This is a genomic window from Chryseobacterium gambrini, assembly GCF_900156825.1.
GTDB classification, from domain to species: Bacteria; Bacteroidota; Bacteroidia; order Flavobacteriales; family Weeksellaceae; genus Chryseobacterium; species Chryseobacterium gambrini.
Map to the genome: position 1 here is coordinate 417,723 of NZ_FTOV01000002.1, position 11,936 is coordinate 429,658.

The window sequence follows — 11,936 nt, forward strand, 5'->3', positions numbered from 1 at the left end:
ACCATTTAATTTAAATGGTGGTTTTTTTGTAAATTTGTTCGTATAAAATATTAATAATTAAAGTTTTAAAACAATGAAAAAGATCTTTACTTTTTTGAGTATTATTGGGATAACAGCTTTAGCGAACGCCCAGATTGTAATTAATGAAATCTACGGTGGTGGAGGAAATAGTGGCTCTACTTATAAGAATGATTTTATTGAATTAAAGAATATTGGATCAACAACTGTAACATTAAGCGGTGCAACTTTACAGTATGGATCGGCTGCTAATGCTATTGCGCAGTATCATACTTTACCCGATATTACTTTAGCACCTGGTAAAACTTATCTTGTTCAGGAAGCGTTGGGTAACGCAGGAACAACAAACCTTCCAACTCCCGATTATATTGCTCCTATTCCTACAAATTTCGGAACAGGAACTAATACTACTGCTGGTTTTGCAATGTCAGCAACGGCAGGAAAAGTTGCTTTGGCAAGTAATGCAACACAGGTTACTTCGCCTACTGATGGTAATGTGCTTGATTTTGTTGGATTTGGAACAACAGCAAGCCAGTATGAAGGTTCAGGACCCGCTCCGGCTCCCTCAAATACAAACTCTGTAGCAAGAATTTCAGGAGATACGAATAATAATAATACTGATTTTGCTGCGGGTGCACCAACTCCACAAAATTCTACATCAGGAACCTTAGCTGTTACTGATTTATCTACTGTAAAAGGAGGTAACTTCGTTAAAAATACTTTTGTTAAAAATGATGAGATTACTTTCGGAGCTGATGCTAAAGATATAAAAGTGTACAACATGCTAGGACAGATCGTTAAAACAGCTTCTGTAAAAGAAAATGAGTCTGTAAGCGTTGCTGAATTACAAAAAGGAAATTATATCGTAACTGGTACAGTAAACAATAAGCCGGTTTCTCAAAAAATCCTGAAAGACTAAAGATTAATAATTTGGTTCTGTAATAAAGAATTAATACATAATATTAAAGCCTCAGATGTGAAATCTGAGGCTTTTTTTATAGTCATTTTTTTTGTCAGTTTTAATACCAACCTCTTCTTGCCGCATTAATAATAGAACTCAGATTAAGAATTAAAGTATATCGTATTCTTTTTCCGTAATCTTTAAAGCCGGGTTCGAAACCTAAAGAAGATTGCACCGGAAGATAGATTTCAAGAAAATCGGGGATGATTCTCACTTTTACGCCACTGTCCCAGATAAATTTCGTCGATTGGTTTTTGTTGTCATAAACTCCTGCATCTGCATAGACGTGGAAAATTTTCCATACACTTGTATCTACGTTTACTGAAGTAATCCATTTATTTACACTTCCGGGAATGAACGATTTAAATCCTCCGTCTGCCAAAACATACTGCTGGGAAAGAATTCCGCCTGTTGCGCTCTGTCCCAATAAATTATAGGAAAAAGAGTAGTCTGAAACTCTGGAAATTCCGTAATTGAAGGTATTGTTTCTTGTATTGTTTTTAATAAAATATCCTGCAAATAAACGTACACTCAGTTTTTGTCTTGGCGCAAATTCCCATCGGTAAAATCCTTCTGCGGTTACTTTATGAAAATCTTCCATCCACTGTGTACTTACACCCAGACTTTTTTCGTGAATACTCTGGCTGTCGTTATATCCATATCCAACGCTCCATAGATTATACCGGTCATAGTCGTTATTGGCAATCATCAACGCATTAAGGTCTCTTTCAAAATAGTTATAAGAAACACCTAAGCTTCTGCTTACCGTACTTCTCGGGTTTTTTCGGAAATTTAAATTCGAATAAATGGAAGCTTTTCGGTAGGCGAGATCATAATCATAGTGAAAATAAGAGCCTGAAACTCCGAAAGTAAGACTTCGGATGATGCTTTCAGCAGGAAGGAAAGAATAGGCAATCGCTCCTGAACCCGTAAGCTTTCCTGTTCCGGTACTGTAAGTCGGAGTAATGGAATACAGAAACTTCTGATCGAAAAACGACTGATTTTTAAAGTTAAATCCGATCAGAAATTTATCATACGTATTGCTGAAACGTACCCTCGGATTGATGTATATTTCATTGAACTCAGGATTCGGAATATCTTTAATCAGTTTAAGCTTTATTTTCCGCATATTGGAAAAGAAACCTTTTGCATACAAAAAATTATCTCTGTAATTGTCTTCCGGGAAAATGTAATCGTCATTCAGCGTTATTTTATAGGTATCTAAAGCCGGAATTGAGATTTTTTTTTCCTTTTTATTTTCGTCTGTTTCAACCCAATATTCTGTGATTTCTCCGTTTTTTGACGTCGTCTGTAATTTTACCGGAATGTTTGCAAAAGTATTTTTCTGGATGGTTACATTCAGAGAATCGCCTTCTCTTTTAAATTTTCTCAGTCTGAAATTTACCCTGTTTTTATGTTCAAGAAATTCAGGAAGGTAAGATGTTCTTTTATCTTTTTCTGCTAATTCTTTTAAAAAATCAGCAGGATCAATCTCTTTGTCGGTATTTTTGGCAATAAAATCTTTTACAAGAGCTTCAAAATTTCCGTAACCCATTTTGTCGGCAGAATAATTGAAAAGCGTTCCAGTTTCAAAATTACTGATCGCCATGTCATTAAAATTACTCAGGTCAGAATAATTTTCATCAATTTTCTGATCCAGATTCTGAGACATGATGTATTGATACGCCAAACCGTATCTTTCGGTTAGTTTTACATCCGAAGCATGAAATAATTTTAAAGGTTTTACCCCGAAAATTTTCGTTTCAGGTAAATTTCCCAGCAATTTAGTATCTGCGTAGAATTTTTTGAGGTACTGAATTTCCAGATAAGATTTCAGTCCGTTTCGGAACCAGTGATGATCCTGTTTATCGGTAATGGTGATTTCATCTAAAACTTTTTTGGCAACAATTCCGAAATAGTCAAGATCTGTTTTTTCGGCATCGGTAAAAAGCTGGAATCTGAATTTCCAGAAAGCAATATCATTATTTCCGAAAAAATCTTCTTTATTTCTGAATTTATCTGAAATGAAAATTCTTTCAGGAACAGAACCGATCCTTTCTTTGATGAATTTTAAATGTAACGGAAGATAAAATTCCAGACTTTCTTTTTCTTCAGGCTTTAAATTGTAACCGAATTTAATTTCCGTATGAATATCGTTGGTATTGATATTAATGGAAGTATATTCATTTTGTGAAATCAGAAACTCAGGATCAGAATCCAGATAACCGTTGAAAGAATTGATCTGCGTTTGTAAAAGGTTACTTTCTACAAAATAATTAACCGGAAGATCAAAGTTTACCCTCCAGAACGTATTGTAACTTACGGTTTCTTCGATATCGGCATAATCTCTTTTGGAAATATTGTCCGGATCAAAGCGATCCGGAACAATAAAGAAATATTTTAACGCTACGTTGGTATCAGAAGTTCCGTATCCTGTAAATTTCTTATCAGGAAGCTGAATCTGATATTGCAGCTGAAGTTTTACTTTTTCTCCGGGTTTCAGAGTTTCTTTCAAAGGAAGAAAAATATTTTCCTGAGAAGTTTCTGCTACAGGAATTTCTTCGCCTGAATTTTTAACCTGTAAATTCAGCAGCTTACCCAATTCATTTTTTTTAGCAAAATGAAGATCGGTATTTCTGTCTTCCAGTTTTCGGTAGACCAGAGAAGTTCCGCGCCTGTTGTAAGCGGCGACCCAATTCAAAAGCTTAATGGTGTTGAGATCTTTCTCCGAATTGTTGAAATACACAATTTCTTCGATTACATCAAGCATCTTTTTATCCTGAGATAATTTAGCTCCGATATAAATACTATCTTTCTGTGCAGAAACTTCTGCAACACCCAAAAACAAAATAAGACAAATACTGATTCTTTTCAAAATTCCTGATAAAGTATCAAATATAACTTATTTTGCAGAGATTCCGCAAAGATTTTAGTGCTGAACTTCTTTTTTTTCTAAAGAATTCAAATATGCTTTCCAGCCTTCGCTTTTATAAGTCTGAGCTGCCTGCTCTGCATTTTCAGCTTTATAAATTCCTCTTCCTACAATAATGAAATCTGTATGAAGTGTTTTGAATACGTGTTCCGGAGTATTGTACTGCTGTCCTTTTCCGTCTCCTGAATCGGCTAAATTTACACCCGGCGTGAATAATAACATTTCCTCAGGAAGCATATTCTGAGAAACACCTCCGATAACATTCGGGTGCGATGAAGCTATTTTTAACGCTTCTTCACGATACGCACTTGTTGTTAACGCTCCTTTCGAAGACATTCCGATGATGGCTACAACGCCTACATTTTTGAAGCAGTCTAAAGATTCAAAACCTCCGATCACCTGTGAAGTCACAAAATCTGCCCAGTCTGTAATTTTAAAAACACCGCTTGTAAACTGAAGTTCCTGCGTGTTTCCGATGTCTGCAAATTTTCTGTCTTCCATTAAAAGGAAATTGTGTTTTGCAGCAAGAGCTTTTAACGGAGTAATGGTTTTTTCGTATTCAAAATCCGAAATAATATCGATGTGAGTTTTTAAAGCAATAACGTGTGGCCCCACTTTTTCAGCTAAATCTAATAATTCCTGAGTGGTGGTAACATCTGCTGAAGCGATTAAATTAGACTGTTTTGCTAAAGCAGTTTCCAGTAATTTTTTGGAAACGGAATGTTGTGCGGTCTCTAATTTCTGTTCGTAAGAAGGTCTTATTTTTTCTTCAAACTGAATATGGTTTCCCTGTAAAAAATCCTGAATTCTCTTTACTTCATCATCGGTAAGTTCGCCATTTTCACGAAGAATGGTACAGACTTCAGAAATATTGAATAGGGTGTGAACTCTGTAACCACGGCTTTCCAGAAGCTCTTTTCCGCCCTGTTCTCTGTCTAAAACCACAACAATATCTGCAACTTTGATGTCTTCCTGCTCAACTTCTGCAATGGTTTCAATTAAAGATTTTCCGGAGGTAATGACGTCTTCCACCAAAAGACAGTTTTGTCCTTTCTGGTAAATTCCTTCGATCAGTTTTTTAGTTCCGTAGTTTTTCGCTTCCTTTCTTTTAATAATTAACGGAATATAGCTTTCCAGAGACATCGCTGTAGCCATCGGAAGTGCTGCATAAGGAACTCCGCAGATCAGATCAAAATTATCCAGAGGAAGCATATCCAGTAAATAATTGGCTAAATTTTTTAAAATTTTCGGATCTGAAGCCAAAGGTCTTAAATCTACATAAAAAGGGCTTTCGATTCCGCTTTTCAGGGTAAATCTTCCGAATTTAATGATGCCCAGTTTGTAGCACTCCAAAAAGAATTCTTTTTTACTTTCCATTATTTTTTATTAGATGTTGCAAATTTAAGGAAATGATGTTAAATGTCAATTGTGAATTTTACTCCGTTTTTTTTCAAACACGAATGACACGAATGACACGAATGTTTTCACGGATAACACAAAATTAATCTGCGAAATCAATAAAATCTGCGAGATTAAAAATTAGGATTCACCTTTAGCATTTCTCCATAAAAAAACCACTCGTACGACGAATGGCTTATAAATATTATTTTCAAATTATTTTACAATTTCGGCATCAATTACTTTCGTGGTGCCTGAATTATATTTTTGCTCGGTTTCCCAGAGAAGAAATTTATCTACCTCTTTTATCAGCTTTGGAATTGCAAGTGATAAAACAGCAAGATCATCCAAAACGCCAATTACAGGGACGGCAACTTCCGGCAGAAGATCTATCGGGGAGATCACGTATAACAATCCTAACAACGGCAGAATAATATCGATGGATCTCATAGGATATTCTCCTTTTCTCCACATTTTTATCATTCTGAAAATATCAGGGATTTTTTTTACGAAACCTTTGTGGTTTATCGCTTCTTTTGCCAGATTCAGTTTAGAATACTTCATTTTGTGTTTAGGTTTAAATAATTTTTTTTAACTCTGTAAATTTCGCAAATTCTGTACCAATAATTTACAAAATTTAGTTAAAATTATTTAATAATATTATCTATAAACTGATGGGTAGATTCTGTGTTCCAGTCTCTTGAAGCATCTTCCTTGATTAAAATTCTTCCGTCTTTATCCAGCAAATAGGTTGTAGGAAACACTTTCGGAAGGATTTTCTCCGAGATCGGACTTTGCGCAATGTATACAGGAACGTTGTAATTATTCTCTTTCAGAAATTTTCTTACCGCATCCTCTTTATCTTCCATGGCGATTAAAACAAAATTTACATGATCTTTTCTGGTATCATACAGTTTCTGGATCGAAGGCCATTCTTTTCGGCACGGAGGACACCATGTTCCCCAGAAATTAAGGAAAACCGCCTTTCCTTTAAAAGCTTTAAGATTGGTACTCGGAACATTAATTCCCTTCAGATCGATATCATAATCTTCTTCGCTGATGTGTACCGCGTTTTCAATGGTGGCTACCGGAAAAAATGCTTCCTGCAGTTTTTCCTTCACTCCCGGAATAAATGCGATAACGGCAATAACTGCGATCAGTACAATGTAAATTATATTTTTTTTCATTAAATCTATATTATTTATTTTGTCCCAATATATTGAAAGTAATTATTATTAAGCTGATAAATCAGAAATTTTTTTGAAACAACACCGTCTTTATCAACAATTGGAATATACAATTTGTCTTTATCAAATGTAATCAGTTTCAGCGGACGTTCCGGTCTGTCAACAACGCTGAAAAAGTCAAAATCAACCTGAATTTTATTGAGAGTTGTTGTTTTTGTTTTAAAAATCTTATCAGAATCAATTAACTGATCTTTTCGGATTGTAAATGCCTGAATTGCCTGAGCCATATCTTTCGTAGAGAAAATCCCGTTAGAAATAACAAGATAATACATCTGATTATTAAGAGGAACTTTTACAATTTCAGAAATAAAATAAGGAGTATCAGACTGTTCTTTATTATAAATGGTTTTTACTTTTCCATTTGAGGAGTATTGAATGATCTGATCAAAACTTTTCATTGTTCCTCCCAGTTCTGTATCCCAAACATAAAATCTGAGTTTTTTATCTTCGGAGGTAATAATGCTTACTTTGTTATTTAAATTTTTAAAGTTATACAACAGCGTTTCAGGATTTTCGGAAATGAATTTCTTGAATTCTGCAGAAAAATGTAAAGACTGAGATTCTTTAACATCATAGTCGTCATTCTGAGAAAATTTTTCATATTCTTTTGAGAAAAATAGTTCTTTATTTTCAAGCTTTGAATTTTGAGCATTCAAAAAATTCGAAATGCATAGAATTGCAACAAAAAATCTGAAAAATTTCGACATATTACAACAATTCTAAAATTTCCTGAACGGCATCTTTTCCTCTGTTCTTCGCATAATACACCTGAAGATCGTTATAGAAATGATCTTTTGTATATACTTCAGGATCAGCTTTGTATTTCATCAGAAGTTCTGTTCCGAATTTCGGACGCGGTCCCCATGAATTTTTAACGTTAAAATCTTTATCCAGAATAATCACTTTCGGGATGGATTCGGTTCCGTTCGTTAAAAACTGACTGATTAAACTTTTGTCGCTGTCTCTCAGGAAAATACGAACCTCATTTTTACCTTCGAAAAATTTAACCAAAGCAGGAACGGTTGCACTTGCATCACCACACCAAACCTCAGAAATAATTAAAATCTTACCGTCAAAATTTTTAGATTCTAACTGTTTTAGCTGTTCTTCATCCGCCACATACTTCTTTAACGTTCTGTCAATTCTCTGAAGTCCAAGTTCGTAATAAGGTTTATAATCTGCCTCCTGCTGATTGGAAGGGTTTTCTAATCTCTGTTTTCCGATTTCCACATACTCTTCGAAAGAGATGCCTTTTTCCCAGTAATTTTTCACTGCTAAAATTATGATGTTTAAAAATTATTGATGTTTCTTGTTTTGTTGATGAGGAATAAATCTGCGAGAACAAACGCCGCCAGACTTTCCACCACAGGAACTGCTCTTGGAAGAACGCACGGATCGTGACGTCCTTTTCCTTCTACAATTGCCGGATTTCCGTATTTATCCACACTTTCCTGAGGTCTTAAAATCGTTGCCACAGGTTTGAAAGCCACACGGAAATAAATATCCATTCCGTTGGAAATTCCGCCCTGAATTCCTCCTGAAAGATTTGATTTTGTGGTAAAATCTTCGTTAAAAAGATCATTGTGTTCTTTCCCCGTCATTTTAGCACCGCAGAAACCGCTTCCGTATTCAAAACCTTTTGCTGCATTAATGTTGAGCATGGCTTTGCCTAGTTCCGCCTGAAGTTTTGAGAAAACAGGTTCGCCGATTCCTACAGGAACATTTTTAATCACGCAGGTAATCGTTCCGCCAATCGTGTTTCCTTCTTTTTTGATTTCTTTGATTCTTTCGATCATTTTTTCTGCCGTTTCCGCATCCGGACAACGCACTTCATTGCTTTCGGTTTTCGAAAAATCCAAAGCCTGATAAGGTTTTTCACAGAAAATTTCGCCTACGGAAGAAACGTATGCGTTGATCTCGATATCTGATAAAAACTGTTTTGCTAAAGCTCCGGCAACCACCCAGTTGATGGTTTCTCTTGCAGAAGATTTTCCGCCGCCGCGATAATCCCTCAATCCGTATTTCTGATCATAAGTAAAATCTGCGTGGCTCGGACGATAAGATTCTGCAATATGATCATAATCTTTTGATTTCTGATTTTCGTTTTCGATAATGAAGCCAATCGGAGTTCCGGTTGTTTTTCCTTCGAAAATTCCTGAAAGAAATTTCACTGTATCACTTTCTTTTCTTTGGGTTACGATGGCAGACTGTCCCGGTTTTCTGCGATCCAATTCGTACTGAATTTTATCGAAATCTACCGTTAAACCTGCCGGAAAATTATTGATGATTCCACCATAAGCCAGACCGTGACTTTCTCCAAATGTTGTAAGACTGAGAAGATTACCTAAAGTATTTAACATACTACAAATTTAAGGCTTTTTCTTCAGATAAAAAGGCTCCCGAAATATGATCTATTTACCGAGAGGATTGATAGTATAAATAACAGATTTTGCCTGTTTTCTTTCCTGATTGTTTAATTTTTTCCAGACGAATCCTTTTTTCAGGTTTTTATCATCAATTAATTGAGGAAATATCCCGAGTTTTTCATCCTGTGAAACGTAGCCTGCGGAAATAGCGGGTAGTTTAGAATCGTAATTAAAAGGATAATTTTCCGAAACATTAAATTTTAAATTACCAACCCTGAAAGAATCAAACTTTGTGCTTTCATAGACCGAAGGTTTGTACAATTGTTCTTTTTCAAGTTTTCCCATAAAACTTCCCGGATTGAAACTTGGGAAATACGTCTGCAAAATATTTGGGAAAGTTAAAAATCCGATAAAAATGATGCTTAAAACAGAAAATGCCGCAACCGATTTCTTCTGGTTAAAATAATCTCTGAAAAGGATAAAGAAGATCACGAAAAAGACATCCATAAAAAATCTGTACTGCGCTGAAAAAAGAAGAACCAAAACACTTTTAATGATAAGCGAGATACAGATGAAAGTAATAATTCTGTTTTTTTTGATGAAGGTAAAAACAACGAAAATGATCAGACTTACAATAAAAAGAAGATTTATTTTTGCTTTGATTCCATTGAGAAAAAGCCAGTTTCTGATGTAATCAATGGCAGAAAATTTCTGAATTTCTTCATACGAATACTGCATATCATATGTTTTCTGAATGGCAAACTGAGAAGATATTTTTAAAACTTCAGGATTGGGTTTCCAGCTTACTCCTAAATCTATTATTGAAACAGGGAAAACGGGATATCCGAATGTGTAAATATTTTTAATGAAAAACAGGAAACCGATTAAAATTCCGAAGATTAAATTTTTTAAGGCTGATTTCAAAATAAAAACAGAGTAGAGAAAGCTCAAAACCGGCAGCCAGATCATAGTAGGTTTGATGATAAAAACAAAAACTGAAAAAGCGAACAGGAGAGAGGTTTGTTTATTTTGTTTTAAAATTTCATTTAAAATGATGAGTGAAAAAACAATAACAGGCAAATCCGGACTTGGTGACTGGCAGAACAATAGTAAAACCGGAATAAAACAAAGTTGAATCCAGCTTTTCTTTTCTATTATATATAAGGTATAAATAATCAGTACAACTGAATTAATTCTTAAAAACGGATCGGAAAAATTGGAAAATCCGGCCTGAAAAATATGCCAAACCGACATTTGTCCTAACGTGAGATCGAGGTTGGATATTCCTTTTACCAAACCCAATTCTTTCAGCCATTTTATAGTGGGAACATAATATCCGAAATGGTCTAAAATATAGGGATAAAAAGATCCGCTGAATAAAATAATTAATGAAACTAAGCAGATCAGCGAAAAATCTTTTTTTGAAAAGGCTGTAAAATCTTTATAAAGTTTATCCTTAAAAAAATAAACCAGTCCTATTGCAATAGTAGAAAATTCTACATAACGGTTTAAAGGAATAAAAAATGCAAGAATTGTCCACGACAAGCTTATTCCAAGAATTCCTAAAAGAATTTTTCTGGATATTCCTTCAATTAATTTTCCTGAAAAATTTTCTACAATTTTCCCTGTTCCCATTAAAACAGGAATGAGTAAAAGTGTGGAAAGCAAAAGTAGAATCATAAAAAAAGATTGCCTAAAAATAAGCAATCTTTCTCTTTTATGATGAAAATATAATTTTATCTTGGCTGTACTCTACCGCTTTTTCTGTCCTGCGCTCTACCCAAAGTATATCCTGTCGCACCCCCGATTACACCCCCAATGGCTGCACCGGCTCCCGGACTTTTCTTATTAACAATAGCTCCTAAAGCCGCTCCACCTACAGCACCGATGATGGTACCTTTAGCCGCTTCGCTCATCCCTTTTTTCTTGGCGGTTGTCTGCGAAGAACTTCCATTGTTGGCATAAGTTCCGTTGCTGGAACCTGAGCTTTGGCTTGGTCTGTCTCTATAAACGGTACGTGTTTCTCTTATCACTTGCGGTCTCGCGTTTGCTGCTGCTGTTTTCGCTTTTTGTACTTCAGCTACACTATCCGCTTTTTTCTGTGCTTCATAAGCCATTTTTTCTTTCTCGATGGCTAATTTTTGTTTTTCAATTTCCAACTGTCTCATCTGGAACTCCATTTTCTGCTGTTCCAAAGATTGCTGGGCTATCTGATCGTCTTTTTTACAGGCGGTCAGTAAAAATACCGACATCAGTCCTGTTAATACTATACTTTTCATAACTCAAATTTTTATAAGGATTTTAAGTCAATCCAACTTCGATGTTAATTCTGTTTCCAATTATGAAGCCAAAATTCAGTTAAGCAATGTTAAATTTTTTAAATGAATCTTAAAATTATGATGTAAATCCTTTATTCATAAATGGTTTTAAGGTGTTAAAAATTGTTGATTTTTACTTAAAATCTAATTAATATGAATTCTTTATCTTTGGATTACCAAATTACAGTATTATGAAAAAATCAATTGTAAAAATTATGCTTTTTACAGGCGTAATTGCTGTCGTAAGTTCTTTTTCGGCAATTAAAGGTGATTCTGAAAAAAAATATTCACCATCTAAAAACATTTCTCAGACAGAAACCTATCAAATCCGTTTTGGACTACAGAATCAGAATGGTTCTAAAACACTTTCAGGAAGTTATGATCTTGGAAATTTTGTAGCAACAAATACCGTAACCGGAGAAACTTTTGAAACGTATGGCGGAAGCGGAATGCAGTCTTTGCCTCAGTATTTTGATGGTCTTCCTGAGGGAAATTATACCTTCACTGCCACACAGGGACAGGGAGGATGGGTAGGCTACGGTTCTGTGACGGCAGAAGTTTCTGAGGCGAAAGTGGATGCAGATGGTTATGTTACGGTGTATGTTCCTATTGCCTGGGAAGAATAATTTAAACTTATTTACAAATTAGCCTGTCTTTTAAGCCTCCTGAGTAAGGGGGCTTTTTTATTTAAAGCAA

11 protein-coding genes are annotated in these 11,936 nt (G+C 35.0%); 2 read left to right on the top strand and 9 right to left on the bottom strand.

What is annotated here, in order from left to right:
- Positions 1–73: 73 nt before the first annotated feature.
- Positions 74–937 carry a T9SS type A sorting domain-containing protein gene (locus BW951_RS05485; RefSeq protein ID WP_076390859.1) on the top strand — a complete coding sequence of 288 codons (864 nt, stop codon included), beginning with the start codon at positions 74–76 and terminating at the stop codon, positions 935–937.
- A 100-nt stretch (positions 938–1,037) separates the two neighbouring features.
- Here the strand turns inward: BW951_RS05485 and BW951_RS05490 are convergent, their stop codons facing one another.
- From BW951_RS05490 to BW951_RS05530, 9 genes are all read right to left on the bottom strand, one after another.
- Positions 1,038–3,854 carry a gluzincin family metallopeptidase gene (locus BW951_RS05490; RefSeq protein ID WP_228427504.1) on the bottom strand — a complete coding sequence of 939 codons (2,817 nt, stop codon included), beginning with the start codon at positions 3,852–3,854 and terminating at the stop codon, positions 1,038–1,040.
- Positions 3,855–3,908: 54 nt separating this feature from the next.
- A complete protein-coding gene (gene pyrF / locus BW951_RS05495; RefSeq protein WP_076390860.1) occupies positions 3,909–5,288 on the bottom strand; it encodes an orotidine-5'-phosphate decarboxylase in 1,380 nt (459 codons plus the stop codon).
- A 237-nt stretch (positions 5,289–5,525) separates the two neighbouring features.
- Complete coding sequence (locus tag BW951_RS05500; RefSeq protein WP_076390861.1) at positions 5,526–5,873, bottom strand: YkvA family protein; 348 nt, start codon at positions 5,871–5,873, stop codon at positions 5,526–5,528.
- An 83-nt stretch (positions 5,874–5,956) separates the two neighbouring features.
- Positions 5,957–6,496: a TlpA family protein disulfide reductase gene (locus BW951_RS05505; RefSeq protein WP_076390862.1), complete on the bottom strand. Its 540-nt coding sequence runs from the start codon at positions 6,494–6,496 to the stop codon at positions 5,957–5,959.
- A 14-nt stretch (positions 6,497–6,510) separates the two neighbouring features.
- Positions 6,511–7,263 (bottom strand): hypothetical protein, encoded by a 753-nt coding sequence (locus BW951_RS05510; RefSeq protein WP_076390863.1) that lies wholly within the window; start codon positions 7,261–7,263, stop codon positions 6,511–6,513.
- A gap of 1 nt (position 7,264) precedes the next feature.
- Positions 7,265–7,828 (bottom strand): thioredoxin family protein, encoded by a 564-nt coding sequence (locus BW951_RS05515; RefSeq protein ID WP_076390864.1) that lies wholly within the window; start codon positions 7,826–7,828, stop codon positions 7,265–7,267.
- A gap of 17 nt (positions 7,829–7,845) precedes the next feature.
- Positions 7,846–8,916: a chorismate synthase gene (aroC, locus tag BW951_RS05520; RefSeq protein ID WP_076390865.1), complete on the bottom strand. Its 1,071-nt coding sequence runs from the start codon at positions 8,914–8,916 to the stop codon at positions 7,846–7,848.
- A 51-nt stretch (positions 8,917–8,967) separates the two neighbouring features.
- Positions 8,968–10,602 carry an LIC_10190 family membrane protein gene (locus tag BW951_RS05525; RefSeq protein WP_076390866.1) on the bottom strand — a complete coding sequence of 545 codons (1,635 nt, stop codon included), beginning with the start codon at positions 10,600–10,602 and terminating at the stop codon, positions 8,968–8,970.
- Between the two features lie 56 nt (positions 10,603–10,658).
- Positions 10,659–11,201, bottom strand: coding sequence for a YMGG-like glycine zipper-containing protein (locus tag BW951_RS05530; RefSeq protein ID WP_076390867.1), 543 nt, complete (start codon positions 11,199–11,201; stop codon positions 10,659–10,661).
- 230 nt (positions 11,202–11,431) lie between these two features.
- On the opposite strand from BW951_RS05530, the gene BW951_RS05535 reads away from it, so the two are divergent.
- Positions 11,432–11,866: a hypothetical protein gene (locus BW951_RS05535; RefSeq protein WP_076390868.1), complete on the top strand. Its 435-nt coding sequence runs from the start codon at positions 11,432–11,434 to the stop codon at positions 11,864–11,866.
- The last annotated feature ends 70 nt before the right edge of the window (positions 11,867–11,936 follow it).

Coding starts and splice junctions, on each gene's coding strand:
- BW951_RS05485 (WP_076390859.1), top strand. CDS start 74: ATGAAAAAGATCTTTACTTTTTTGAGTATTATTGGGATAACAGCTTTA.
- pyrF (WP_076390860.1), bottom strand. CDS start 5,288: ATGGAAAGTAAAAAAGAATTCTTTTTGGAGTGCTACAAACTGGGCATC.
- BW951_RS05500 (WP_076390861.1), bottom strand. CDS start 5,873: ATGAAGTATTCTAAACTGAATCTGGCAAAAGAAGCGATAAACCACAAA.
- BW951_RS05505 (WP_076390862.1), bottom strand. CDS start 6,496: ATGAAAAAAAATATAATTTACATTGTACTGATCGCAGTTATTGCCGTT.
- BW951_RS05510 (WP_076390863.1), bottom strand. CDS start 7,263: ATGTCGAAATTTTTCAGATTTTTTGTTGCAATTCTATGCATTTCGAAT.
- aroC (WP_076390865.1), bottom strand. CDS start 8,916: ATGTTAAATACTTTAGGTAATCTTCTCAGTCTTACAACATTTGGAGAA.
- BW951_RS05525 (WP_076390866.1), bottom strand. CDS start 10,602: ATGATTCTACTTTTGCTTTCCACACTTTTACTCATTCCTGTTTTAATG.
- BW951_RS05530 (WP_076390867.1), bottom strand. CDS start 11,201: ATGAAAAGTATAGTATTAACAGGACTGATGTCGGTATTTTTACTGACC.
- BW951_RS05535 (WP_076390868.1), top strand. CDS start 11,432: ATGAAAAAATCAATTGTAAAAATTATGCTTTTTACAGGCGTAATTGCT.